The following is a 25,493-nucleotide window of genomic DNA, read 5'->3' on the forward strand; positions in this document are numbered from 1 at the left end:
CTTGCGTCGGGGGCTGAGGAAAAATGTGTTTATTGGGCAATGACTGAGGACAGGATAATAGTACAATCTACAACCACCATGTTATTGCCGCAAAGGAGCTGAATGCAAAATGTCTCGTCAATGGTTCCGGCAGCTTCGCTATCCACTCCTCGCACTTGCCGTGACATTAACGCTGCTTTGGACGCATCATCATCAACACATGCTTACTTCCTACGCCGCCACAACGCGGACGCACACCGTCACGATTTCCGGCGCCGGCTTTCTCCCCAGCCAGCTGTCTGCCAAAGAAGGCGAGCGAGTCTCCCTCATGATCGTCAACACAGACACCCGGCCGCACAATCTGTCCATACGCGAGCTGAACCTGGCTTCCATGGAGCTGAAGCCTACCCAGTCGACCATGTTGCAGTTTTCCGCCGCTAAAAAAGGGCGGTTCTTCTTCGTTTCGGATGCACCTGGCTATCCGGAAAGCGGCTATCAGGGCATGCTCATTATTGAGTAACCTCCGCGTCCTCGTCGAACGAACGCTGCTTCCACGGCCCGAATTTGATCATCACCAACGGAATGATCCCGATTACCGTGATGATCCCGAAAAATAAATAAATGCCTAGCGTGGAATAGGAATCTTTGATCCAGCCAGCCGCCAGATTGCACAGCATCGTTCCCAGCCCGCCTCCCACGGAAAAGAAGATGGCCAGCGCCGTCACCTGGAGGGAAGCGGGCGTATTTTCGCGCACAAATTGGGCGGATGTCGCCAAGTAAAATCCGACCGAAATTCCCTGGACGAAAAACATGGCGATGACCAGCGTCGTGCTTGGAGCCGAGCTGTACCAAAGCCAGCGTGCCGCTCCGAATACAGCGGCGAGCAAAAGTGTCAGCTCCAGCCCCCACCGCCGCACGATCATGCCTGCCAGCTTCATGAACGGCGCTTCACTGCCTGCGAACAACAGAAAAGCCAGCCCTACTCCCGCCACAGTGCCGCCAATCTCCTGATAAAACAGCGAAAACCAGATGTTGTTCGCGTTCACAGCTCCGAGCACGCAAAACGACGCCAAAAGAAACAACAAATAGCGCGGCATCCGCAGCAGATCGCGCATGCCAGTCAGCATGCCAACCCGAAAGCGCGGCGTCTCCTGCGACTCATCCGGTACGCGCAACACAAGCAGCACGGCGATCAACAGCGCGAAACAGTAAGAATAAAAGAGCACGGACGGCCCCAGCTTCTCAACCAGCAGCCCTGTGACAAATGCCGCAAGCGCAAACCCTACCGCTCCCCATAAGCGGATGTCGCCGAATTGCAGCCCGTTTTTTTTCGCATATCCCAACGCCAGACTGTCGGAGACCGGGATAATCGCGCTTTGAAAAAACGACAGGATCAGGTAAAGCAAAAAGACAAAAGCAAAGGCAGACGTCCCGATGAAAAACAATCCTACCAATCCCGAGACAACAAGTGTCAGAATCAACACAGTTTTGCGAATTTGAAAGCGGTCACAAAAAAGGCCCCACATCGGCTGAGCGATAATCGAAACGACTGGGGCTACGGCACTGATCAATCCAATCTGGGTGCCTGTGAGCGAAATGGAATTGTAATACTGGGTAATGAGCGGAGAAAATGCCCCAAACCCGTAATAAATAAAAAGGTAAAGGGCGCTGAGACTGAAGTATCTCCCGCCAGCGCCCGATAATCCGATACCGACCTGTGATCCTGGCATATGGCTCTCCTATTTCACCCTCGGCAAAATTTTCGTCATGTCGACAGTCCGTTTCTTTTCCCATGTAGCCGGGTTGAACTCGTCAAATTGCTCCAGGAACGAAATGACTTCCTTGGTCAAAGGAGTTGGCGTAGACGCCCCGGACGTAACCGCCACGTTTTTCTTTCCGCGCAGCCATTCGATGTCCAGCTCGGACAAATCGGCAATCCGATAGGACGGCACATTCGCGATCTCCTCCGACACTTGGGCCAATCGGTTCGAGTTGTTGCTTCGCGGATCGCCCACGACGAGACACAGATCGGCTTCTCCTGCCTGGCCAGCCACCGCTTCTTGACGAACTTGCGTTGCCAGACAAATCTCGTTGTGCACTTCCACCCCTGGGAAGCGCTCCAGAATGGCGTCCATCAAATGCTTGACATCCCACTGGCTCATCGTCGTCTGATTGGTCACGATGAGTTTGTCAGTCGGTACGTCGAGCTGCTTCAGCTCTTCGATTTTTTGCACGAGATGCACGCGATCCGGCGCAATGCCGACAGCGCCCTCCGGCTCTGGATGCCCCTTTTTCCCGATGTAAATCACATGGTAGCCGTCCGCGATTTTTTCACGGATCAGATCGTGTGTTTTGGTCACGTCCGGGCAGGTCGCATCGACTACTGTCAGCCCTTTGTCCCTTGCTTTTTTCCGCACCTCGGGAGAGACGCCGTGCGCGGTGAAGATGACGGTTCCTTCGTCGATCTGATCCAAGAGAGCCATCCGGTCTTCTCCGTCCAACGTTTTGACGCCTTGTTTTTCAAACGCCTCAACGATGTGGGCATTGTGTACGATCATGCCCAATATGTGAATCGGGCGGGGAAAGTCGAGATTGTTGGCTGTACGCGCTGCCAAGACCATGGCCTCGACAACACCATAGCAATATCCGCGGGGGGAAATCTTGATGACTTCCATCTATAACCCCTCCTAAATTTCTAATGATGTTCGCCCACTATTATACCTTATTTGCCTTCTTCCCGCTTCAGTTCGTAAACCTTCAGATTATTGTAGACAACTTTCAAAAGCGGAGTGGACAAGCCGCTTTGCTCGGCTCGCTCCAAAAGGTAGCCTTGCAGATGGTCGGCTTCGACCGGAAGCCCTTTTTCCATGTCGCGGAGCATGGAGGACTTCGTCTGCGGGCGCTGGTTTTGGAAAGTCTCCATTTGCTTTTCGACGATGTCCGGCTTGATCGGTGCTTCCAGAGCTTGCATGACCGAAACGATTTCCTCAGCCAGCTGTCTTGTCAGCTCTACACCGTACGCCGCTTCGCGAATCGGACCGACAGCGGAGTTCATGAGCGTGGTGATCCCGGAGAACGTCGCAATGAACAAGTATTTGTGCCAAGCCTCTCGCTGGATGTTGTTGCTGGCCCGCATCGTTCCGTTAATATTGGCAAAAGCTTGCTCGATCTTCTCGACACGCTCGCTTTTTCCGCCCTCCCATTCCCCGAACACCGCATCGTGGATCGGGCTGGTTTGCACGACATCGCCCTCTGCATTCAGCGTTGTTTCAATAAAACAAAGCCCTCCCAGCACACGCTCGCGCCCGAAGCGATCCCACAGCAGCTCCATGTGAGCGATTCCGTTCAGCAACGGGATGACGACCGTATGTTCACTGACGTAGGGAGCAATCGCGTCGATGCTTTCTGTTAGCGTGTACGCTTTGTTGGACAACAATACGACGTCAAAAGGCCCCGCAGCTTCCCCCGCCTGAATCATCTGCGGCTGTTCCAGATGCAAGTCGCCGTGAATGCTTTGCACCCGCAATCCCCGCTCTTGCATTTGCTTGTATCTACGTTCGCGCACCAGAAACGTTACATCCACCCCTGACTCCGCCAATCTGCCGCCAAAGTAACCGCCAATTCCGCCCGCTCCCAGTACCAATACTTTCATCGCCGTTCGCCTCCATTTATTCGTAATAGTTCGTCTATATTCTACAAAACCGGAACCAATTTCAAAACCCCGCAATATCATGTTAGAAAAACTAACATATAAAGTTAGAAAACCTCTTGACGAACATTGTTTGTTATCGCTATAATTCGAGATATAGAAATTCACGAAAACACGAACAATAATTTACCAAATACGAAAATATTTCGCGATTGGAGTGGGTTGTTTTGGATATGAAAACTGTTTTGTCCACCATTGATGCAGAGAAAGTGGAATATGTAGATTTCCGTATCGTCGATCTGCTTGGCCGTCAACACCACGTTACCGTTCCTGCTTACGCCGTAGATGAAGGCACCTTCCGCAATGGCGTTGCCTTCGATGGTTCCAGTCTCGTCGGCTACAAATCCATCGAGGAAAGCGACATGGTTGCCATGCCGGACCCGTCCACCGCTTTTATCGATCCTTTCGTAGAAGCAAAAACAATGAACATCGTCTGTAACATTGCCAATCCGGACAACACCACATACACTCGCGACCCGCGCGGCATCGCCCTCAAGGCAGAAGCGTACTTGCAACAAACTGGTCTGGCTACCGCAGCCTACTTCGGCCCGGAATCCGAGTTTTTCCTGTTCGACAGCGTGCGCTACGACTCCGGCCCATCCGGCTCCTACTTCCATATCGATTCCGAGGAAGCGTTCTGGAACACCGGAAAAGAAGGCCAAAACCTGGGATACAAAGTTCGCAACAAAGGCGGATACTTCCCTGTGCAGCCGACTGATTCCCAAATGGATATCCGCAACGAAATGTGCACCTTGATGACTCAGGCTGGACTTTACGTGGAGCGTCATCACCACGAAGTAGCTACTGCCGGCCAAGGCGAGATCAACTTCCGTTTCGACACTTTGACACGCACTGCCGACAACTTGCTGCTGTTCAAATACATCGTGCGCAACGTAGCGGCAAAGCACGGCAAGACAGCGACTTTCATGCCGAAACCAATCGTCGGCGACAACGGCTCCGGCATGCACGTCCACCAAAGCTTGTTCGACGGCGACACTCCGCTGTTCTACGAGCAAGGCGGCTATGCAAACCTGAGCGAGACTGCGCTCCACTACATCGGCGGCATTTTGCACCACGCGCCTGCCCTGATCGCCTTGACTAACCCGAGCACCAACTCGTTTAAACGCTTGGTTCCTGGCTACGAAGCGCCAGTCAATCTCGTATTCTCCAAAGGAAACCGCTCCGCCGCTGTACGGATTCCGGTAGCAGCCGTGACTCCGAAAGCGTCCCGGATCGAATTTCGCACGCCAGACTCTACCGCCAACCCATACCTGGCCTTCGCTGCCATGCTGATGGCTGGTCTGGACGGCATCAAGCGCAAAATCGACCCGCGCGAGCTTGGCTACGGCCCGCTGGACAAAAACATCTACGACTTGACCGACGCCGAAAAACACGAGATCAAGCGCGCCCCTGGCTCTTTGGAGGAAGCATTGACTGCTCTGGAGCAAGACCACGCTTTCCTGCTCGAAGGCGACGTGTTCACGAAGGAAGTCATCGAAAGCTGGATCGCCCTGAAACGCGCCGACATCCAACAAGTCGAGCGCACGGTGAATCCGAAAGAGTTTGAGTTGTATTACGATCTGTAAGATTTAAGGGAGACAATTCGCGGACAAATACTACAAAAAGAACGCATGCTCCCGATAAATGATTAAGCCTTCCTGAATGGAAGGCTTTTTTTACATTGCTTCGCTTGAATGTTTGACCTTTTTGGGTCATGAAAAATCCCCTCCAAGTAGAGTGTGCCGTCCCTCGCTAAGCGGGTGGGCTTTTTACACTGTCTACTCAAAGGAGATACTGTCATACCGTCTATTTGCGATTCTTTTTTACATAAACGGAATCTCGAATGAATTCAAGGACGTTATTGAGTTCCATGTATCTCTCATCTTTGACTCTTAATGTTAACTTATCGTCCGCATCGTTCGCCTTCTTGTGCAAATGAAACGGGTCAAATTGTGCAACACTCGGGTCCGTTTCTTCTGGATGATAATGGGCATGGAACTTCAAAAACATCCTGTTCTGACTGTCTGCCCAGTCGTAATAATAGGCTTCGAGCTCCTGTCTGGCGTTTACAAATTCTACGCAGTACATCTTACTCATGTCATCTCGAAACACAATAACTTTTGATACAACGGAAATGACATTTGAATTGTAATAAGGCAAATCCTTTGCACTTCCAGGGCGAATTTCCTCAATGATATCCTTAAAGAGTAGATTCTCAATCAAGTGGAAGTTACTTTTACTAATCCCCAGCGACATCGCGTGTCCTTTCTAAAAAGAAAGCCCACATCGACTTGTCCGTATCTTCCTCGTCCGATAGTTGGTTCCATTCTTTTTTTCCTAGGGTGTCTGCGAACTTTCCGCCGTACTTATGTTCAAAGTGGTCCACATATCTTTGATAAAGCTCAGATTCAGAGACTTTTTCTCTAGAATCCCATTCTTCTTGCTCCCTTTTCCAGGACTCTACAGCATCTTTTACTTGAAAACGTACGCCTGATGCTGGATTATGGTACCAAGTATCTTCTGGAACCTTCACATGCTTGTTTTCTCCTGCACGTAATATGCCGTTAAAATGTCCAGCAGCAATCCATTTGTTAATCGTGGTTTGCGAAACACCAAAAAATGTAGCAAGTTCCCCAGTCGAATATTCCTTCGTCATCGACCTTCTGGATGAAATCGAAAGTACGGCATCATTACTTCTTGCGGTTCTTAGCGCTTTCATATAAATGGAATACAATACTTCGTTTGCTGCTGGATTATCTGAAAGGAATTGAAAATCGTCCCATTTTGCCCTGATCTCTTCGGTGTTCGGTAAAAGTTGAATAAGCATTTTGATAAACAAAGTGCGAAACTCCACATCATCAACCAAACTGCGTTTGTACCACTCAGATACATTCACATCTGGTGATTTCAGTTCTTCAAGTTTTGTCTCTATTCGCCTTTCATCCAACATTGTTAATGACACAAACATCACCTCTCACTCCCATTCTATCGAGAACTGAAACTAACTGCAACCAACTAAAATCATCTGTTACCATTATTATTGCTAAATTCACGATTAATACCTTTTGATAGTAGATAAGCTACAAATAGAATGCCCTTCCCAACAAAACAGGAAGGGCTTTTTGGCATTGACGAAAACAGACTCGATCCGCAAACGAGAGCAAGAACCCCCCACTTCCCCCTCAACCCCCACGCCATTTTTCCATTTCCGAGCACAGCATTCACAAGCACTTCCATATGGAAAATTTAGACAAAAAACCCACCTGCTTCTGCTACCTTTAAGTGCGGAAGGAGGTGATTTTCATGACCCAGCATCTGTACTTCATCGTCAACCTTCAGGATGCGTTGCAATTTAGCCACGGGCTTACGCGACTAGGATTTACCCACTATTATCTCGTGCCCCGCGGCAATCAGGTCGCATTTGTTTTCGAACGGACTTCGACCCACAACCGCATCATCCTGAGGCGTTTCTTCGGTGCAGATGGCGTGTCCCCTCACATCTAGACTAGCATCCGACTGCTGCTCTTTTATCAGGGCAGCAGTCCCTATTCGTCCACACACATCCGCCATTTTTCGGGCATAGGATGCCTTATCCTGACGCCTCGCCTCTCAAACAACAAAGAAAGGATTGTCTGCTGCTTTTCACACCGCGACCCCATACAGGCGAGGACGAAAGAAGTAACGCAGCCCCCATCTGCCAACGGACCACCCAGCTTATCGCGGCAAAAAAAATGGCGCCGACTATTCTGCACGATTAGTCGAACGCCTATCCCCAATTGCGAACTTATACTAGATGACATTATGTTTATCGGTTGCGCAAAAACTGGCGTTTATATATAAATAATGGAAAATACACACCGCAGCGGAAGTCCCTCCGCCTGATCCAAGAGAAACTTTTTGACGCTCGCTCCTCGCATTCGCCTTTTGCTCAGTTACTCTTCCCTGCTTTTTCCAAGCTTCCGACCCGTTTCTCCAGCTCAGCCAGCTTCTTGCGAAAACTAGACCAAACGGCAAAATAAGTAACAATTCCAACTGGCACCCCAATCAAAATCAAATCCAAGAAAAAAGATACCCAGTCAAAAGTGACAGCACCAAAGTCCAACATTCCCATTAACCTCCATGATCAAGCAAATCCCTTTTTCCACTGCTCCTTCAGTTCCCGATACGTCTCTCCATATTGGATGGCATGCTCGATATGCGAATATTTCAGCACCAGATCGTCGCCCTTGCTCTCACAGCACGCGAAAAACAAGCTTTCCATCAGGTTATGGTTTTCAATGGAGTTGGTGATATGGATACACTCGTCCAGCGAATCGCTGTCGTCGCGCTTGTAAAACAGAAAAGTCCCTTCCTTGAACGGGCCTTTCTGGGTTGCGTCCTTCCAGATCAGCATGCCGAGCGTGATGAAATAGCCCTCCTTGAAGCGGATGACACCTGTAATCACAGAATCGATCGTGGTTGGAATGATCGCGATGGAGCTGCTCAACTGATGCACATATTCATACAAAGCTTTGTTCGTTTCCTTCAAGTCAAAGCCGGAAACGTGGACAAGCTCTTTTTCTCTCAATTTCTCCACAAGCTGCTGAACACAGAGCGTCTTATTCAAAGCTGAAATCACAATCTCACCACTTCTCCCGTTTTAAGTAGGTCCATTCTCTTTTATTCGCTAAAAACAGACGTTTCCCTACAAAATCCGGCCGACATTTCTCAAGATGGCAAAGTTGTGCGTATACCCATTTCCGTCCGAACGGCTCCGCATATGATACAAGGGACAGATAACCTATGGAAGTGAGGCTGAACCATGAAGCAGAACAGTGGTTTTTCTGCGGAAGACCTGGCGTTGATGGCGGCCGTTGTGGTTCTGCTGGGCGATTTCTTGGCCTTCTTGTCCATTTTGAAAGAACGGCAAGAAAAAGAAGACAAAGGGAACAACAACTGAGCAAAAAAGCCCCTCTCGTTCTTGTTAGCCGAGAAGGACCTTTCGGTAATGACTACGATTTTCCTGTCAAATATTCGTCTTTCGCTTTCTTTTCCTTTTCTTCGGTCGTCATTTCTTTTTCCAACACGTTGAACATGAGCTGATCTTTGACCTTCTCGGGAAACTCTTGTTGCTCCTCGCCAGCAAGCGAAGAACTCATCAACGAATCGTGCTCCATCAGGGATACCTCCAAAAGGAATTTTACGGATAGAATACCCTTGGATTGTTCTTGCCATGCGTCAAGAAATCGTGCACAACAAAAACGGCCGCCAGCGCGACCGCTTCTCCGTCGCTAACGGACAGCAACCTGTCCAGTCAGCAGACGCTTTTTCAATTCCTCCAGCGAACAAGGGACGCGCTCGCCAGCTTCTTGTCGCCATTCCTGCGGCAAAGCTTCCCACACGTCAGCGATGAGCGGCATGCCGAGATGCAGGCTTTCCAGCAGCTCCCTTTGTGCCAATGCCTCTTGCGGCTCTCCGGCAAATACGAGTTTGCCCGCGTCCATCACGCAAATCCATTCCGCCCACTCAAACGCGATATCCATGTCATGCGTCGCCATTAGCACCGTCGTCCCGTTTTGGTGAATCGCATCAAGCTCGCGCAAAAGATTTCGCGTCTGATAGCGGTCGAGATACGCCGTAGGCTCATCCAAAAGCAACAGCTCCGGTTCCAGCACCATGACCCCGGCCAAAGCCAGTCGACGCTTTTGCCCCAGGCTCAGGTGATGAATCGGCACGTCAGCAAGCTCGGTCATCCCGAACGCCTGAAGAATCGCCTGTACCTTTTGGCGAATCACGTCCGCCGGCAGGTTCCGGTTGCACAGCCCGTAGGATACATCCTCCGCTACGGTACTGGCGATCAGTTGGTGCTCCGGGTCCTGGAAGACAAGACCGACTTTTTGCGTCATCTCCTGCAAGGCAGCGCGTTTGTAGCTGAGCGGCGTCCCTTTCCAGCTCACTTGCCCTTGCTGCGGCTGGATGATCCCGTTCCCGTGCAAAAACAAAGTAGATTTGCCGCAACCGTTTCGTCCGAGCAGCGCGCATTTTTTCCCTTCTGGAATGCCCAGGGACAGTCCGCGCAGCACAGGGCCGCGGCCACCCGGATAGGCGTAGTGCACGTCAGCAAATTCCAACAGCCATGATGTCAAAGCATTATCCCCCTGTCCACCACTCCAGCAAAATCAGCAGAACACAGCCTGCTATCGACTCCCATTCATATCGTCTGGAGCGGGAATGACTGTGCAAAGAAAGCACTTGCAAGCTTTCCCCGAAGCCTCTGGCTGCCATCCCTTTGTACAACGCATCGTATTTGCGCATCGCCCTGACGAACAGCTGGGCAGCCAGACCGCCGATGTCGCGCATCGTCGCGCGAAATCCCCGGTGTCCGCCACGCGAGCGCTGAGCAATCCACAACTGATGGGAGACGCCGAGCAACACGAAAATAAAGCGGTACATAATCATCAGCAAATCCGTAACGATGACCGGAAGCCGCAGCTTGCGCAACACCTGCAAAATCTCGGCAAACGGCACCGTAAACAAAATAAAGGAAAAGCAGGCAAGGCTGGCCATCGTTCGCCAAAACAGCACCCACACCTTGCTGATGGCGCTCATTGGAACGTATATCAAATAAGGGCCGACATGCCACGCCACTGCCATCTGAGTCACAGGAGCTGTCTCCGCCCTTGTCGCTTCCAGCAGAAGTGCAGGCAAACCCAAAACAAAGAACGAGAGAGACAAAAGAAGAAATCCGAAATAGAAACGGACGGGAATACGGGCATATCCGATCACCCATACTCCCATCCAAATGCAAATCGCCATTTGCAACCACTCATGTCCTGTCAAAACGAGCAAAATCAACGCGCTCGCAAACAGAAGCTTGTGTTCCGGCGGCAAAAATCTCAGACGGTTTTGATACGAAAGAGAGTCAAGCTGCTGCCAGTTCATTTTTTGTTTTTATCCAGCCGACCTTTGTACAAGCCCATCGCATAGCCGACAATGCCCGCTCCCAATGCCGCTTGCACGGCAAACAGCAAGCTCTCCGTCTCGCCTCCTGGCGGTTCAAGCAGCGGCTGGAACCACGGCTCGTACGCAGGGGCAATCTCCTTGATCGCTTCCTCTGCCGCTCCGTCCGCTCCGCCGAACTCCGAGTCCTGCACCAAAAGCAACGGCACGATCGCAAGCACGACGACACCCAGGAGCAGCAGCCAGTTCATTCCTTTTTTCACAGCGATTCCTCCCGTTTCAGCAAGCGCAGCTCCGCCAGCTCTTTTGCATTGTAAGATTGAAGCCAGTTCCAGACGAGCACGGTCAGAAGCCCCTCGCTGATCGCCAACGGAATTTGTGTGATGGCAAAAATGCCAGCGAACTTGGCGAAAGAAGCCAATACCCCGCCAGACTCAGCCGGAAAAGCCAGCGCCAACTGAACAGATGTCACTACATAAGTCGCCAGGTCAGCAAGAGCTGCCGCAGCGAAGACAGCCAAACGTTGTCCTCCGTTGGCACGGACAATCAGGCGGTACACCCCGTAAGCCACCATCGGCCCGACAACCGCCATCGAAACAGCGTTGGCGCCAAGCGTGGTCAATCCGCCATGCGCCAACAGCAAGGCTTGGAACAACAGCACCAGACTGCCCAGCACAGACATCACCCACGGGCCGAACATGATCGCCCCAAGTCCTGTTCCGGTAGGATGGGAGCTGCTTCCCGTCACCGAAGGAATTTTCAAAGCAGACAGCACGAAAGCAAAGGCACCTGATACGCCAATAAGCAGCTTCATTTGCGGGTGTTCTTTGACGATTTTGTTTAACGAACGAATGCCAAGAATGAAGAACGGAATAAATACTACCCACCAGAACAACGCCCACGACAGCGGCAAATACCCTTCCATAATGTGCATCGCGTAAGAAGTTTGCGGTTCATTTACGAGAAAGTAAAGAACAAAGCCCGCAATCAATAAACAGGTCGAGACAAAGCGTGATCGATTCAAGGCAACTTCTCCTCCTTTGCTGTTCTTTTTACCGTTTTTTCCAATCAAAAAAGCCCCATCCGATAGCAGACGAGGTATGCGCACAAAACAATAGACATGAACTTCTGTCCAATTGCTCCGTATTCACCGCTCCTTTCCGCGAAGGTCTCCAGGGTGTGGCAAGTAGGTAGGTCTCCTGGCTTTCAGATCGATGCGCTCTTTGTCCTTCCCCATATGAATATGAGTGGAACTTCATCAAAGAGAACTCCCTGATTACAGTGGCGGGACCGCTCGGGACTTTCACCCGATTCCCTGTTACCCTTCGTGCTCATGCACACAAAGGCACCTATTGCCGACAATATCCAATTGTTTGACAGTTCTTGCTTGTCCTACATTATTATACTCAATCGCCCAATCCAGCGTAAAGCTTATTATCAAAAGGCTCCTGCAACCGATGACCTTTTGGCGAATGTCATTGACTGCACGAGCCTTGTTTTTGGTTCTACGTTTTTGATTCTACGCTTTCGCGTCCACGCCAACCGCTTCGCTGATGTGGGAAAAACCGTCCCGCTGCATCAGCTTGAGCAATTGCTTGTTGATCTGCTTCGAAATGCCAGGCCCTTGATAAATCATGCCAGTATAAACCTGGACCAGGCTGGCGCCCGCGCGTATTTTCTGATAGGCGTCTTCTCCGGTAAAAATGCCTCCGACACCGATAATCGGCACTTTGCCTCCGACTTCCTGATAAATCTCTTTCACCCACGCTGTCGATCGCTCTGTCAGCGGCTTTCCGCTCAAACCGCCCGCTTCCTCGCCGTACCGATGCCCTTGAACAGCTTCCCGCGACAGTGTCGTATTGGTGGCAATAATCCCGGAAATACCTTCCGCCACAGCCCCTTGCACGACATCGCGCATATGCTCGTCAGACATGTCTGGAGCTACTTTGAGCAAAATCGGTTTTTTCTGAATGCCGCGCGCTTCCAGCTCAGCCGCTTTCTCGCGTATCGCCCGCACCAGCTGGCGCATGCTTTCTGTCTCCTGCAAGTCGCGCAAATTCGGCGTGTTCGGCGAGCTGATGTTAATGACGAAATAATGGCCGTACGCATAGAGCATGTCCAGACACTTGATATAGTCAGAAGCCGCTTCCTCATTAGGAGTGACTTTGTTTTTGCCAATATTGATCCCGATCGGAACATCGGAATAAGCGTAATCTACCAGATGCTGCGAAGCCAAATACGCACCGTGGTTGTTGAAGCCCATTCGGTTGATCACTGCTTCGTGTTCAGGCAAACGGAACAAGCGGGGCCTCGGATTGCCAGGCTGTCCCTGCGGCGTCAAAGTCCCGATTTCCACAAAGCCGAACCCGAGCGCACCGAGCGCATGATACACTTCGGCATTTTTGTCAAAACCGGCGGCGAGTCCTACCGGATTGGGAAAAGTCATTCCCCACAGCTTTGTCGCCAGACGCTCGTCCTTCAACTGGAACATCATTCTGAGCAAGCTTTTTCCCGGAGCAGAATCTTCCATCAGCTTCAAGGCACCAACCGTTTTTTCATGAATCTCTTCCGTATCCATCTGGAACAGATATTTTCTTATGAGCTTATACATCCCGGCTGCACTCCTTACTCCATTTTTACCTCATTGTAGAATACCACACTTTGTTTCTCGTGGGCTAACCTTTATACGCGATACATATTTCCAGTCGAGCAGACAAACTATAACAAAACCAGCGATTTAAAAGGGGACGTATGTTTCATGAAAGCAGACGGAAAAATCGGGATTGGCCAAGCGATCATGGTCATGATGCTCTCAATCGGAATAACCAACCATGTTACCCTTATTCCTCTGCTGCTCAGCAAAGCTGGGCGCGATGCCTGGCTGAGCGTCATTATTGGCGCCATCCCCTTTGCCGTTTGGGCATACGCCCTGTTTTTCATCAATAGACGGATCAAGCAGATGTCGCTGTCCCAGTGGCTTCTTTTGCGATCTGGAAAAACCGTCCGGCATCTGCTCCTCGCCCCGATCATCCTTTGCCTGTACTTGATGGCCCTCGTCAATTTAATCGATACGCAAACATGGACTACCGTCAACTATTTGCCGCAGACACCGGAATGGGTGACAGCGCTTGCCCTGATCATTTTGTGCGTGTTCGCCTCTTACGGCGGCATAGCCTCTGTCGGCATTACTTCCGGCATCCTGCTGCCTGCCGTTTCGTTATTGGGCATGTTCGTCGCGTTTGGCAACATTCCCAAAAAAGATTATACCCAGCTTTTGCCGCTGTTCCAGAACGGGCTTATGCCCACCCTGCACGCCATGGTGTTTGTAGGAGGAGGATTTACCGAGCTGTTCCTGTTGCTTTTGCTGCAACACCACATTCGCAAACCGCTTCGCGCCGTCCACTATATCATCATGATCGCGATCGTCCTGGTACTGACCCTCAGTCCGCTTACAGGAGCCATCGCCGAGTTCGGGCCTGTGGAATCGACGCGCCAGCGGTTTCCCGCCTTTGAGCAATGGCGGCTTTTGACGATCGGCAAAGACATCGAGAACATGGAGTTTTTCTCGATTTTCCAGTGGCTGTCCGGGTCGTTTATCCGCATTACGCTTTGCTTGCTGCTGCTCGGGGAGCTGCTCGTCCTGCGCACGAAAAAGCAAAGAAAATACGTCATGTTCGTCCTTGGCGCCAGCATGATCGCCCTGACCAGTCTTCCTTACAGCGACATGCAATTCGTGACGTTTCTCTCGAAGATTTACTATCCTTTTTACTTGCTGGTTATGGTAGTCGTCACACTCATCTTGTTCCTGCTGTCGCTGCGAAAACCAACCAGATTGGAGGATGTGAGCCATGACCCTTGAAGAGGAGCTGCGTGATAGATTTGCGCATTGTGCTGATGTCGTCTTCCTGCGGGCTGTCACCCCGAACGATCAGTCTGTGCTCATGCTGTACTGCGAAGGTTTGGCGGACGTACGGCATTTGCAGGAGACGGCTTTGCCTCAATTGGAGCACTGCGTAAATTCTGGCGATCTGCGCTCGCTTCCGCTCGTCCCTTTGTTCACCAATCCGGAGCTGTGGACTGAACGGCTCTTCGCGGGAGACTTGCTGATTTTTTTGGGGGATTCGCCGCCTTTTTCCTGGGACATTTCCAATCGGCCGCAACGGGGTACAGAAGAAGCCAACACGGAAATTTCCATCAAAGGCCCGCGAGACGGCTTCGTGGAGGATTTGTCGACCAATGTGGCCCTCATCCGCAAACGCATGCGAACGATCACACTCGCTTATGAGCCTTTTATTCTCGGCACCCGTTCCCGCAGCCGGATTGCCCTGTTGTATTTGACAGACACGGTCCCTCCCGACCTGCTTGAGATGATTCGCGATCGGCTGATTGCCTGCGAAAACAAAAAAATAATCAACAGTGCGCTGCTGGAAAAAATGCTGAGCGACAATCGCAATTCGTTGTTCCCGCTAGTCGACTATACAGGGCGTCCCGACTTTGCGATTTATTTGTTGCTGCAAGGAAAAGCGGTCATCATGGTGGACGGCTCTCCGCTCGCCCTGATCGCTCCCGTGTCGCTATTGGAGCTGATCAAGTCTCCGGAGGACGATCAGTATCCGATCACGTACGTCTGGCTGGAGCGCATGCTGCGTCTCGGCGGTTTTTGGATTGCCGCTTTTCTGCCCGGGTTCTGGATTGCCTTGTCTGCCTACAATGTCGAGCAGTTTCCGTTCCAGCTGCTCGCCACGATTACCCAAGGACGCAAAGGCTTGCCCTTTTCCGCCCCGATGGAGCTTTTCGTGATTTTGTTCATTTTTGAGTTTCTGCGGGAAGCGGGAGCACGTCTGCCGAAAAACGTCGGGCAAACGCTGGCGCTTGTCGGCGCGTTGATCATCGGAGACGCCTCCATTCGCGCCGGGTTGACTTCGCCCTCGATGCTGTTCGTAGGCTCGCTGACAGTCGTCGCTTCGTTCACTCTCGTCAACCAGGCGCTGAGCGGTGCTGTCACGGTCACCCGTTTTGTTGTCTTCCTCCTGTCGTCGACGATCGGCATGTACGGATTCGTCATCGGAATGATTGCGATTATTTACTACTTGTCCACTTTGACCTCGTTTGGCCGTCCCTACGTGTTGATGGGCTCGTCCAACGTGCTGTCCAATCTGTATCTGGTCTTGTTCCAGCCGCTGATTTACTTTTTCCGCAAAAAGCCTGAAAAGGACGGGAACACCAAATGAAATACGCCCGCATCGCTTGCGCTTTGCTGCTGCTTGCCACAACGCTTTTGAGCGGCTGCTGGGATCAGAAATCGATTCAGGATTTGAGCTATTTGTCTGCTTTTGGCGTTGACTTTATCAACGACGAATACGTCCTCTACGCCCAGTCTGTCGACCTGTCCAGCGTCGCCAAACAGGAAACGGGAAGTCAACCGGATTCGCCTCCCGCTGCTATTTCCATCGGGAGAGGTAAGACGCTGATGTCCGCTTTTGACAACCTGCAAAAAAACTCGCAAGTGCCGCTGTTCCTCGGATTCGTCTCGTCTCTCGTATTTCACGAGCGCATCCTGCAAAAAGGCATAATCACGACGCATGACATCTTGAACCGCTACGGTTTGATCCGCTATACAAAATGGGTGTTCGCGACGAGGGAGCCGGTCGACAAAATTCTTGGCAATCACGCCCTGACTGGCTTCTCTCCGCTGACGTCCCTTTTGCATCAGCCAAAAGACGTGTATCAGCAGCGCTCCTTTATCGAGCCGACCCAGTTTTACCGCTTCATCAGCAACTTTTGGGACCCTTCGAATACCGTGCTGCTGCCCAATGTCACCATCTACACCCACTCGTGGAAGGAGAACAATCACTACACCTCGCGCCTGTCCATAGACGGGGTGCACGCGCTGCATCGCGGCAATTGGAAAGGCTATTTTCCCAGCCGCGATCTGATGGGCTTGCGCTGGATGAACAAAGACACCGAGTTTGCCGGCCTGATCATCCGCGAAAACAACACTCCCAAAGCGACAATCCGCATCAAGCACGTAGGACTGCAAATCGTCCCGCTCACCACCGGGCCGATTCCCCGCTATAAATTGAAGGTGCATCTGCTAGGCTTTGTTCGCGAGCTAATGAGTCCGGTCAGCCCTGCGCACATTCAGAAAAACTCGGAAGAACAGGTCCGGGAGCAAATCAGGGACACCTTTTTAAAAGGATTGAAAAAGGGCACTGACTTGTACGGCCTGGAAAAAGAGTTGTTCAAAAAAGACTACCGGGCCTGGCGGGCGTATGAAAAAGAGCATCGTACGGCGCCGACCGCAGATTCGATTGCCTCGATTCATATACAGGTGCATTTGAGCGACTCAGGCAAAATGAAGATGAACTCCTCCAAATACCCCGACCCGCTCGGCCCTGAGTGAGTAAGGATTTGCCCACAAAAAAACTGCTTGCCAAAATTTCTGGCAAGCAGTTTCGTTTATGGAAGCGCGATTAGTTTTTCACCAGCAATACTTCTTCTACAGAAGCGTATGGCAGGTTGTGAGCATCTGCAACCGCTTTGTAAGCCACTTTTCCGTCGATGACGTTTACGCCTTTCGCCAGAGCGTGGTTGTCGCGGATCGCTTGTGCGTAGCCTTTGTTCGCCAGTTGAACAGCGTATGGAACCGTTACGTTCGTCAGCGCCAGAGTGGAAGTGCGAGCTACCGCACCAGGCATATTCGCTACTGCGTAATGGATCACGCCGTGTTTTTCATAAGTCGGGTTGTCATGCGTTGTGATGCGGTCGATCGTTTCGATGGAACCGCCTTGGTCGATTGCCACGTCTACGATCACGGAACCAGGCGTCATTTCTTTTACCATCGCTTCTGTTACCAGGCGAGGAGCGCGTGCGCCAGGGATCAGAACAGCGCCTACGAGCAGGTCTGCTTTTTTCACTGCGCTTGCGATGTTGAAAGAGTTGGAGATCAAAGTTTGTACGCGGCCTTGGAACAGGTCATCCAATTGGCGCAGACGATCTGCGTTCACGTCGATGATCGTTACATTTGCACCGAGACCAAGCGCCATTTTCGCAGCGTTCGTACCTACGATACCGCCACCGATGACAACGACTTCGCCTTTTGGCACGCCAGGTACGCCACCGAGCAGCACGCCTTTGCCGCCGTATTGTTTTTCCAGGAATTGCGCACCGATTTGTACGGACATGCGGCCCGCAACTTCGGACATCGGCATCAAGAGCGGCAATGCGCCGTTGTCGAGCTGGATAGTTTCGTACGCGATTGCGATTACTTTTTTATCGAGCAGCTCACGAGTCAATTCAGGCTCTGGAGCCAGGTGGAGGTACGTGAACAAGATCAGACCTTCACGGAAGTAGCCGTACTCGGCAGGAAGTGGTTCTTTTACTTTCATGACCATGTCAGCGGCCCACGCATCTGCTGCGGTCGCGACAATCTCAGCGCCTACTGCTGTGTAGTCTTCGTTGGTGAAACCGCTGCCAAGTCCTGCACCTGTCTCTACGCGAACAGAGTGTCCGTTTTGTACGAGGGCTGCTACGCCTGCTGGCGTGATGGCAACGCGATTCTCGTTATTTTTAATCTCTTTTGGAATGCCAACGATCATGATAGGTAGTCCTCCTTGGAAACGCCGATTTAATGAGAATACTAACATTGTACAGCGTTTACACGGGGCGTTTCCTTGGGGATTCCTTTAATTTTGCCATCCTTCTGTTTGTGAAAATCCACAAACGAACTATTGTTCCTGATCGAGCTTCGCCATTTTCAACTCCAGGTAGAGGGCGGCCCGCTGGTTCATGTTCTCCAGATCGACCCGCATGATCTCCTCAATCCGCCGCAATCGGTAGCTCAATGTGTTGATGTGGATGTGCAGACGCGAGGCGGTCACGTTCACCTTGCCTGCCGCGTCCAGAAACGTTTCCAATGTCTGCAACATCGCCGTCTGATTGTCCCGGTCGTATTGCCTGAGCTTTTCCAAGCGCTCGTTTTCATAGCCTTGCTCCGCCTCCCACTGCTTCAGTTGCAGGAGATAACGGTAAATGCCCAGCTCGTGATAGCCGTAAATGCCTTCGTTTTCCTTGGGAAACAGCTTCTTGATCTTGAGCGCGTGCAGCGCCTCCCTGTAGCTTTTCACAATCTCTGTATACGTCGACTGATAGCCGAGTCCGTAGCCTGCAATCACCTGTCGTCCTTCTGTGACATGGGCTTCCAGCTTGCCGAGCGAGTCGGCGAGAAACTGCTCGACTTTGCGGACGAGGACTTCCCGCACATCTTTTTTGACACTGCCGTCAAGGCCGATCAGCAAAATGATCTGCGAACCGTCGACAACCCACAACAGCTTGTCGCGCATGAGCAACGGGTACAAATACTGGTCGAGCCGCGCACCTGCCGCTTCAATAATGCAAATCAAATAAGCGGTCGGAAGCTGCATTTGCAGGCTGTCAGCTTTTTGCCGGATCGTGCTTTCGCTTTTGTGGTTGCCGAGCAACAGCTCCCACAAAAACTCCTTGCGCCGCTGCTCCTCCGCCTTGCGCTTCCCTTGCCGCTGCATGAGCCTTGAGACGGCTACCCGTGCCGCCTGACGCAAAATCTCGTCATCCTCGCGCGTGATCGGCCGATTCACTTCCTGCGCCCATATGTACCCGAGCACGTCACTGCCGCGCCTGATCGCGATCGCCACACGCTTGCCCAGGCCGACCTCATCCTTGGCCGGAATATGTACAGGGTCGTCTTGCGTCAACAGCTCCTGGAACACGCCGTCCTTCCACAGGCGGGTCAACACCTTTTCCGGCACCCGCCTGCCCATGATGGTCGACCAGCGCGCCTGATCGGTGCTGTCTCCGTGGGAGCTGTAGGCAATCAATTTGTGATCCGCATCTTCAACCGTAATCGGGTTTTGCAAAAGCTCTCCAATCACATCGGCTAGTTCGTCTATATCGGCATGCTGATACTGTTGAAAATAGTTAGGCTCAACGGACACATTTCCACCTCTTTACCGCGCATTCGTACGTGTCCTTTTATTATACAAGAAAGCGTAAGCAGGGCGCACTTTTTCCGCTTGCCGGACGCTCGCGCTACTGGTCTTTTTCCGCAGCGGAATTGACGCACAAAAAACGGACGACTTCCCCGGTACGATTCAGCCAGTTATGCGGTGTAGTCGAGTCCATGTGAATGCTGTCGCCCGGATGCAAATCGTGCTCTTCCTCTCCGAGCAACAGCGTCAATACCCCTTCCAGCACGTAGACGAACTCCTGCCCTTTGTGGACAAAAGGCGTCCCGCTGTCCTCGTGGGGCTGCAATGTGACGAGGATCGGTTCCAGCAAGCGGTTCGCCAAATCGCCAGACAAGTCCTCATACACGAAAGGAAAGCCGCTCGGCATCGCAGGCTTTTGTCCGCCTCTGCGCACGCGATCGCTCTGTGCCGAATGCTTTTCCGAAAAGAAATAGCTCGGACTCACTTCCAACGCCTCGGAGATTTTTTTCAGCGATTCCAGCGTAATCGACGATTTTCCCCGCTCCACCTGGGACAAAAAGCTTATCGAGAGTTCCGTTTTTTCAGATATTTGTTTCAGTGTCTTTTTTTTGCCAAGCCGCAGTGACTTGATCAAGACGCCAATCGTTGGTTCCATCCGCTATACCTCAAATCTCGCAAGATAGGTCTATCATACCGCTTGCGGGAAAATGGTGCAAAACGCTGTTGCGATGAATCCTTTTATCTTTTATAATCTTTACTATTATCAGACAAAAAGCGTTTTCACTTTTTTTATGAGCGGAAATTGAAGTGACGCTTCAATTCACGAAACGAAGGTGTCCCCCGCCCGCTGCTACTCGCACTCCAACGCCATTCTGCAAAGCATCGTCATTTACACACCAAGGGAGGATCTGCAACTGATGGCACTTCAACCACAAGCGGGAGTTTCCAAACAGGTTCAAAACAAGGCGTTGATCGCCAGTTTGATGGGCAGCTCCATCGAATGGTAGCACGCTTCCTGAAGAGCAGTTTTTGGCCTGGGGCTGGCGCGTTCCGTTCATTTTGAGCGTTGCACTCGTGTTTGTGGGACTGTGGATTCGCAACGGCATTGATGAAACAAAGGATTTGGATTTTGACAAATCCTGACCGAAAGGATGAGAGTCATGCTCATTTTGAGCCGGGAAAATATCGAGCAAATCTACACGATGAAAGATTGCCTGGAAGACGTGGAACACGTTTTTCGCGAGCATATGCAAGGAAACGTAACGACTCCGGTGCGCACCGCGGTTGACCATCCCAAATACGATGCGACCAGCTTGTACATGCCGTCTTACTTGGCGAGCGATGATTACGTCGCGGTGAAAATCATCAGCATTTTTCCGCAAAACCATAAACACAACATCAAGTCTTTGCAAAGCGTCATTGTGCTGACGGAAGCCAAAACGGGGCAGCACGTCGCCATGATGGATGCCAGCCTGCTGACCGTCATGCGGACCGGGGCGAGCAGCGGTGTCGCCACCAAGTATTTAGCCGCAGAGGATGCGGACAGCTGCGCGGTGCTTGGCTGCGGTGCCCAGTCGCTCGGGCAAATCCAGGCTGTCATGGAAGTACGGGCGCTGCGCCATATTTACTTGTACAACCGGACGCGAGCCAAAGCTGATGAAATGAAACAAAGCCTGCTGGCGCTCTATCCGGATTGGCACGGAGAGATCACGGTGGTGGAAAACGCCGACGAAGCCGTCTCGCTTGCCCGGATCGTCATTTGCAGCACCAAGGCGACCGAGCCGCTGTTTGCCGCTTCCAGCCTGCGTCCTGGTACCCATATCAACGCAATCGGCGCGTTCCTGCCGCACATGCGGGAAGTCGATTCGGCCACCGTACAAACCAGCAAAGTCGTCGTCGATACGCTGGAAGGTGCCGAGCACGAAGCTGGCGATTTGCTCATTCCAATCGCGGAACAAGAGTGGAGCTTTGCTCAATTGCACGCTGAACTGGGAGAAATTTTGATCGGGCAAAAGCCGGGGCGGGAAAATAACGCAGAAATCACGCTCTACAAATCGGTCGGAGTCGCTTACCTGGATACAGCGGTAGCCAAGACCGTGTACGAGCGGGCAAAAGCTGCCGGAATCGGCACTGCAGTCTCGTTATAGAACCGTACAGCCGCCAAAGCGCTTCAAGCTTGGCGGCTGCTTTTTTGCTTACAGCAGGCGGGTGATGGCATCGAGTATTTGCTCTTTCTGAAAAGGCTTGACGACAAAGTCGCTCGCGCCAGTCTTCATGGCCTCCAAAACCTTTTGCCGATGCCCGACTGCCGAACAGATCAACACTTTGGCATCCTGATCGTAATCGAGAATCTCGCGCATGGCCTCAATTCCATGCATGTGCGGCATCGTGATGTCCATCGTCACAATGTCCGGCTTCAGTTCCTTGTATTTCTCAACAGCCTCCAAACCATTGCACGCTTCTCCGCAAATCTCGTGTTGCTCGCCTAGCATATCTGTCAACATCCTTCTCGTGAAGGCTGCGTCGTCTACAATCAGCAACCGGGCCATGGTGTCCTATCCCCTCACATCTCGCTCGCATTTCTCTCTATTACTTTTGCAGAAATCGCAAGCCTTGTCCACGAGAGAAAATGACTTCTTTTGTCGAAATGAACATTCGGCGTTTTCGACGTTTACGGACGAAAACCGATCGGCTCCGTGGTTTCGCCTGAGCCTTGTTCACCTGTTGCTTGCCCCGCTACTACTTTCGCTGCCTGCGGACTCTCGGGCTTGGGATGAGGAGTAGTCTCTGTGATCTCTGGCAAATCGACTTGCCGTACTTCATCCGGTATATCCGGCTGCGGGATTTCCACGAAATCCTTCTCCATGCGAAAACGCCTCCCTTTTTCTCTGCTTTTTGCCTTAATAGGCTGTCCTGATCTTGCCTTTCCATGCACCCCCACTCCCGTCATTATTTTCCTCATTTTTTCATCGCGCTACTTTTCCGATATAATAGGAGTGCACTTGTTTACCGTCTCACGATCGAACGCTTGTTTTTTAAAAGGGGAAATTTTTCCATGCCAAAGCTGAAGCCTTTTTTCGCCCTGTTTACCTTCCTGGTTGTCGGGCTGCTTCTGCTCATTACCAGTCAGTTTTTTACCAGCATGAAACATTTGGACGAAGTGATCAATGACCGCGGGCCTTCTTCTGAAATATTGCGCGTTGCCTTGTTGCTGGAAGGGCCAACCTACGATCAGGGCTGGAACAGCAGCGCGATGGAAAGCATTACGGAGATGCAGAAAAGGTTCGGCTTTTCACTGGAGATTGCCAACAATATCAAAGCCGATCAAATCACGAATGTGGCGCAAAAATACGCAGCAAACGACTATGATCTCATTTTGGGGCATGGGGTGATTTTCTCCGAGCCGTTTACCAGTGTCGCACGCAAGTATCCGCAGACCCGCTTCATCTCCTTCAACGGTGAAGCCCCGCATTCCAACCAGACGACGATTCGCTACGACATGAAGCCTGCCGGTCAGCTCGTCGGCATGCTGGCGGCGAAAATGTCCCGCACGGGCAAAGTCGGCTATATTCTGGTCGACAAGCCGCCGGAAATGGCTCAGGCGGAAGGCTTTCGCGCAGGAGTCAAAAAAGCTGCGCCCAACGCGGAAATCGTGATCGGGAAAGTATCCGACTTCAATGACATTGAAAATGCCGTACAAAAAACGCGCGAGATGATCGCTCACGGTGTCGATGTCATCTACACCACCGGAGACAGCTTCAATCTCGCCGTCATTACCGAAGCACAGCGCTCCAAGGTGTATACGATCGGCTATATCGCCGACCAGCGCTACATCGCGCCGGACTATGTGCTCGCTTCCCTGGTGCAAGACGTGCGGCAATGTTATCGCATTATTTTCGAGCAGTACATGGCAGACAGACTCCCGAGCGGCAAGGTTGTCTACGGTCTGGCCGAAGGCGTGAACCACTTCAGTCCGTTTGGCCCGATGGTGCCCCCGGAGGTTCGCGCAGATATTGAACGGGAATTGCAGCACTTTATTTCTTCCCGTGGCTCGTTTGGAGGTTAATTGGCATGTCCCTGTTCAGCAATCTTGGATTTCAGAAAAAAATGATGCTCAGCTATCTCGTCATGATGCTGCTGATCGGCTGCGTCACTACCCTGTTCAGTTACCATATGACAAAGGTTACTTCCGACGAAGTGCACCTGACTCAAAACGTTTTGCCGCAAACGAGCGCTCTTTTAGAGGTCAAAAACCAGATATACACCAAGACATTCGCCCTGAACATGTACACTTTGACCCGCGACGAGTCTTATCTCGACCAGTATTACACCAATTTGATCGACACATCCCGTTTCGCCTCGCTGACGAAAACAGAGGAAAACAGCGGCTTGTTCTCCATTATTGAATCGATTTCCAAGCTGGATTTTCTGTTTTTGAACAAAATCAATCCGCTGCTCAAGGCGAACAATGTGCCCGCTGTCAGCTACGTGCTCAGCCAGGAAGTCCAGCCGTTGATCAACCAGCTGGAACGTGAATTGTCATTCTCGCTCAATCAACTGGAGTACAAGACAAACAAAGAGTTTCAGCATACAAACGAAAGCATTCGCGTATCGCTGATTCTTACTTACACGGTTTCCGTAGCTGCGATTTTGTTCGGGTTTTTCTGCACCTTTTACTTCCGCAACGAGCTGCTTCGTCCGATCGAGTCGCTCATGAAGCAAGTACGCGAGGTGTCCAAAGGGACGTTTGGCCAGCAAATTATTTATACCCATCATGACGAATTTAGCGAGTTGGCCCAGGAGTTCAACAAAATGTCGAGCAATATCGCCAATTTGTTCGCCCAGGACGCCATGCAGCGTCAAATTTTGACGGAAGAAAAAAATATTCGCGAGCAAATTCTCAACTCGCTTCCTGTCGGGATCATCACACAGCCGCACGCCGGGGCGAGCATCCACGTCAACAAACTGGCACAGCATCTGGTCAAAGTCGACGAGGCCGGGTATCCGATGTCCAAAGCCGCTTCGTTCACGGCGTCAACAGACAGCGAGGATGCCCCCTGGTTCGTCAATCGCAAAATGACGCTGTACAAGCAGGATGACTCGCCGTTTACCGCTCTCGTCTCGTATGTGCCGCTGCACAACCAAAAGCACGATCAAGACTCGGGCTGGATGGTCGCTTTTCTCGATATTACGGAGCAAGAACAACTTCAAGAATACTTGAACCAATCGGAAAAACTGGCGATGGTCGGGCAGCTTGCAGCCGGAGCAGCGCACGAAATCCGCAACCCGCTCACCGTTATTTACGGCTTCATTCAATTGCTCGAACAGCGCTTGTCCGATCAGGAGCGGGATCGCTACTACCTGCCGCTGATCTTGCAGGAAATTGAGCGGGTCAACCGGATTGTGACGGAGTTGTTGATGCTGTCCAAGCCGTCCAAGCCGGACTATCGCGAAGTGAATCTCGCAGGTGTCGTCCACTCGATTCTGCCGCTGATGAATGCCGAAGCCATGCTGCACGGCATCCAGATTGTCGACCGCTGTGCGCCCAATATTCGCCTGCACGTCGATGTGGAGCAGCTGAAACAAATTTTGCTGAATCTGATGAAAAACAGTATTGAGGCCATGAAAGAAGGCGGCATTCTTTTGATCGAAAGCCACCTGGACGATAAAGCCGTGCATATTCATGTAAAAGATACGGGTGAAGGGATTCCGGCGGAGTTTCTCGTGCGGATTTTTGATCCGTTCTTCTCGCTGAAAGAAGACGGCACCGGACTTGGCTTGCCGATCTCGCGCCGCATGGTGGAAAACCACGGCGGCGACCTGCAAGTAAAAAGCAAGCTGGGGCAAGGAACAGAAATCATCATCACGCTGCCCCTCGACCCAAAAGTGGACTGAGTTAC

The 25,493-nt window shown here is 51.6% G+C and carries 28 protein-coding genes and 1 riboswitch; of the genes, 10 read left to right on the forward strand and 18 right to left on the reverse strand.

Annotated features, from left to right (window positions below):
- Positions 1-109 precede the first annotated feature (109 nt).
- Positions 110-499: a cupredoxin domain-containing protein gene (locus tag HP435_RS23985; protein WP_122964393.1), complete on the forward strand. Its 390-nt coding sequence runs from the start codon at positions 110-112 to the stop codon at positions 497-499.
- On the opposite strand, the gene HP435_RS23990 is transcribed toward HP435_RS23985, so the two are convergent.
- From HP435_RS23990 to panE, 3 genes are read right to left on the reverse strand one after another with little or no spacing between them, the layout of a single operon-like run.
- The gene (locus HP435_RS23990) at positions 489-1,709 is read right to left on the reverse strand and encodes an MFS transporter (protein ID WP_173598524.1); all 1,221 of its coding nucleotides are present in this window, start codon (positions 1,707-1,709) and stop codon (positions 489-491) included. The two genes, HP435_RS23985 and HP435_RS23990, sit on opposite strands and share 11 nt — an antisense overlap.
- Before the next feature lie 9 nt (positions 1,710-1,718).
- Positions 1,719-2,654 carry a 4-hydroxy-3-methylbut-2-enyl diphosphate reductase gene (locus tag HP435_RS23995; protein ID WP_173598525.1) on the reverse strand — a complete coding sequence of 312 codons (936 nt, stop codon included), beginning with the start codon at positions 2,652-2,654 and terminating at the stop codon, positions 1,719-1,721.
- 47 nt (positions 2,655-2,701) lie between these two features.
- Positions 2,702-3,631, reverse strand: coding sequence for a 2-dehydropantoate 2-reductase (gene panE / locus HP435_RS24000; protein WP_122964390.1), 930 nt, complete (start codon positions 3,629-3,631; stop codon positions 2,702-2,704).
- 224 nt (positions 3,632-3,855) lie between these two features.
- Here panE and glnA point away from each other — a divergent pair, with 224 nt between their 5' ends.
- A complete protein-coding gene (gene glnA / locus HP435_RS24005) occupies positions 3,856-5,274 on the forward strand; it encodes a type I glutamate--ammonia ligase (RefSeq protein WP_063227267.1) in 1,419 nt (472 codons plus the stop codon).
- Between the two features lie 220 nt (positions 5,275-5,494).
- On the opposite strand, the gene HP435_RS24010 is transcribed toward glnA, so the two are convergent.
- Together HP435_RS24010 and HP435_RS24015 are read right to left on the reverse strand one after the other, a co-directional pair.
- The gene (locus tag HP435_RS24010) at positions 5,495-5,944 is read right to left on the reverse strand and encodes a toxin-antitoxin system TumE family protein (RefSeq protein WP_122964389.1); all 450 of its coding nucleotides are present in this window, start codon (positions 5,942-5,944) and stop codon (positions 5,495-5,497) included.
- The gene (locus HP435_RS24015) at positions 5,928-6,656 is read right to left on the reverse strand and encodes a helix-turn-helix domain-containing protein (protein ID WP_122964388.1); all 729 of its coding nucleotides are present in this window, start codon (positions 6,654-6,656) and stop codon (positions 5,928-5,930) included. The genes HP435_RS24010 and HP435_RS24015 overlap by 17 nt, the downstream gene beginning before the upstream one ends.
- A 335-nt stretch (positions 6,657-6,991) precedes the next feature.
- Between HP435_RS24015 and HP435_RS24020 the strand changes: the two genes are divergently transcribed.
- Entirely contained in the window at positions 6,992-7,192 is a 201-nt protein-coding gene (locus HP435_RS24020; RefSeq protein WP_122964387.1) for a hypothetical protein, read from the forward strand.
- A gap of 424 nt (positions 7,193-7,616) precedes the next feature.
- Here the strand turns inward: HP435_RS24020 and HP435_RS24025 are convergent, their stop codons facing one another.
- Together HP435_RS24025 and HP435_RS24030 are read right to left on the reverse strand one after the other, a co-directional pair.
- Entirely contained in the window at positions 7,617-7,793 is a 177-nt protein-coding gene (locus HP435_RS24025; RefSeq protein WP_173596692.1) for a hypothetical protein, read from the reverse strand.
- 18 nt (positions 7,794-7,811) lie between these two features.
- Positions 7,812-8,306: a hypothetical protein gene (locus HP435_RS24030; RefSeq protein WP_122964386.1), complete on the reverse strand. Its 495-nt coding sequence runs from the start codon at positions 8,304-8,306 to the stop codon at positions 7,812-7,814.
- A 183-nt stretch (positions 8,307-8,489) separates the two neighbouring features.
- On the opposite strand from HP435_RS24030, the gene HP435_RS24035 reads away from it, so the two are divergent.
- Complete coding sequence (locus HP435_RS24035) at positions 8,490-8,627, forward strand: hypothetical protein (protein WP_167470293.1); 138 nt, start codon at positions 8,490-8,492, stop codon at positions 8,625-8,627.
- Between the two features lie 52 nt (positions 8,628-8,679).
- Here the strand turns inward: HP435_RS24035 and HP435_RS24040 are convergent, their stop codons facing one another.
- From HP435_RS24040 to HP435_RS24065, 6 genes are all read right to left on the reverse strand, one after another.
- Positions 8,680-8,844: a hypothetical protein gene (locus tag HP435_RS24040; protein ID WP_167470292.1), complete on the reverse strand. Its 165-nt coding sequence runs from the start codon at positions 8,842-8,844 to the stop codon at positions 8,680-8,682.
- A 114-nt stretch (positions 8,845-8,958) separates the two neighbouring features.
- A complete protein-coding gene (locus HP435_RS24045) occupies positions 8,959-9,813 on the reverse strand; it encodes an energy-coupling factor ABC transporter ATP-binding protein (protein ID WP_122964385.1) in 855 nt (284 codons plus the stop codon).
- A 4-nt stretch (positions 9,814-9,817) separates the two neighbouring features.
- On the reverse strand, positions 9,818-10,609 hold the full coding sequence (gene cbiQ, locus HP435_RS24050; protein ID WP_173596690.1) for a cobalt ECF transporter T component CbiQ: 792 nt from the start codon (positions 10,607-10,609) through the stop codon (positions 9,818-9,820).
- Positions 10,606-10,890: an energy-coupling factor ABC transporter substrate-binding protein gene (locus HP435_RS24055; protein WP_063230912.1), complete on the reverse strand. Its 285-nt coding sequence runs from the start codon at positions 10,888-10,890 to the stop codon at positions 10,606-10,608. Before HP435_RS24055 ends, cbiQ begins: the two co-directional genes overlap by 4 nt.
- Positions 10,887-11,651 (reverse strand): energy-coupling factor ABC transporter permease, encoded by a 765-nt coding sequence (locus HP435_RS24060; protein WP_063230911.1) that lies wholly within the window; start codon positions 11,649-11,651, stop codon positions 10,887-10,889. Before HP435_RS24060 ends, HP435_RS24055 begins: the two co-directional genes overlap by 4 nt.
- A 147-nt stretch (positions 11,652-11,798) precedes the next feature.
- Positions 11,799-11,995, reverse strand: a riboswitch (cobalamin riboswitch).
- A 151-nt stretch (positions 11,996-12,146) separates the two neighbouring features.
- Positions 12,147-13,238 (reverse strand): quinone-dependent dihydroorotate dehydrogenase, encoded by a 1,092-nt coding sequence (locus HP435_RS24065; RefSeq protein ID WP_173598526.1) that lies wholly within the window; start codon positions 13,236-13,238, stop codon positions 12,147-12,149.
- A gap of 147 nt (positions 13,239-13,385) precedes the next feature.
- On the opposite strand from HP435_RS24065, the gene HP435_RS24070 reads away from it, so the two are divergent.
- From HP435_RS24070 to HP435_RS24080, 3 genes are read left to right on the forward strand one after another with little or no spacing between them, the layout of a single operon-like run.
- Positions 13,386-14,486: a GerAB/ArcD/ProY family transporter gene (locus HP435_RS24070; RefSeq protein ID WP_173596688.1), complete on the forward strand. Its 1,101-nt coding sequence runs from the start codon at positions 13,386-13,388 to the stop codon at positions 14,484-14,486.
- Positions 14,476-15,858, forward strand: coding sequence for a spore germination protein (locus tag HP435_RS24075; protein WP_173598527.1), 1,383 nt, complete (start codon positions 14,476-14,478; stop codon positions 15,856-15,858). The genes HP435_RS24070 and HP435_RS24075 overlap by 11 nt, the downstream gene beginning before the upstream one ends.
- Positions 15,855-17,030, forward strand: coding sequence for a Ger(x)C family spore germination protein (locus HP435_RS24080; RefSeq protein ID WP_122964380.1), 1,176 nt, complete (start codon positions 15,855-15,857; stop codon positions 17,028-17,030). Before HP435_RS24075 ends, HP435_RS24080 begins: the two co-directional genes overlap by 4 nt.
- A 70-nt stretch (positions 17,031-17,100) precedes the next feature.
- Here the strand turns inward: HP435_RS24080 and ald are convergent, their stop codons facing one another.
- From ald to HP435_RS24095, 3 genes are all read right to left on the reverse strand, one after another.
- On the reverse strand, positions 17,101-18,225 hold the full coding sequence (ald, locus tag HP435_RS24085; RefSeq protein WP_122964379.1) for an alanine dehydrogenase: 1,125 nt from the start codon (positions 18,223-18,225) through the stop codon (positions 17,101-17,103).
- 129 nt (positions 18,226-18,354) lie between these two features.
- Positions 18,355-19,599 carry a PucR family transcriptional regulator gene (locus tag HP435_RS24090; RefSeq protein ID WP_173596685.1) on the reverse strand — a complete coding sequence of 415 codons (1,245 nt, stop codon included), beginning with the start codon at positions 19,597-19,599 and terminating at the stop codon, positions 18,355-18,357.
- Between the two features lie 94 nt (positions 19,600-19,693).
- On the reverse strand, positions 19,694-20,248 hold the full coding sequence (locus tag HP435_RS24095; protein WP_173596684.1) for a helix-turn-helix domain-containing protein: 555 nt from the start codon (positions 20,246-20,248) through the stop codon (positions 19,694-19,696).
- A 505-nt stretch (positions 20,249-20,753) separates the two neighbouring features.
- On the opposite strand from HP435_RS24095, the gene HP435_RS24100 reads away from it, so the two are divergent.
- Positions 20,754-21,740: an ornithine cyclodeaminase family protein gene (locus HP435_RS24100; RefSeq protein WP_122964376.1), complete on the forward strand. Its 987-nt coding sequence runs from the start codon at positions 20,754-20,756 to the stop codon at positions 21,738-21,740.
- A 48-nt stretch (positions 21,741-21,788) separates the two neighbouring features.
- On the opposite strand, the gene HP435_RS24105 is transcribed toward HP435_RS24100, so the two are convergent.
- Positions 21,789-22,142, reverse strand: coding sequence for a response regulator (locus HP435_RS24105; protein ID WP_122964375.1), 354 nt, complete (start codon positions 22,140-22,142; stop codon positions 21,789-21,791).
- 122 nt (positions 22,143-22,264) lie between these two features.
- Entirely contained in the window at positions 22,265-22,459 is a 195-nt protein-coding gene (locus HP435_RS24110) for a hypothetical protein (protein WP_122964374.1), read from the reverse strand.
- A 189-nt stretch (positions 22,460-22,648) separates the two neighbouring features.
- Between HP435_RS24110 and HP435_RS24115 the strand changes: the two genes are divergently transcribed.
- Together HP435_RS24115 and HP435_RS24120 are read left to right on the forward strand one after the other, a co-directional pair.
- Positions 22,649-23,659: a BMP family ABC transporter substrate-binding protein gene (locus tag HP435_RS24115; protein WP_173596683.1), complete on the forward strand. Its 1,011-nt coding sequence runs from the start codon at positions 22,649-22,651 to the stop codon at positions 23,657-23,659.
- A gap of 5 nt (positions 23,660-23,664) precedes the next feature.
- On the forward strand, positions 23,665-25,488 hold the full coding sequence (locus HP435_RS24120) for a sensor histidine kinase (protein ID WP_122964372.1): 1,824 nt from the start codon (positions 23,665-23,667) through the stop codon (positions 25,486-25,488).
- Positions 25,489-25,493: the final 5 nt, after the last annotated feature.

It is taken from the genome of Brevibacillus sp. HD3.3A, assembly GCF_013284375.2.
In the GTDB taxonomy this organism is placed as follows: Bacteria; Bacillota; Bacilli; order Brevibacillales; family Brevibacillaceae; genus Brevibacillus; species Brevibacillus parabrevis.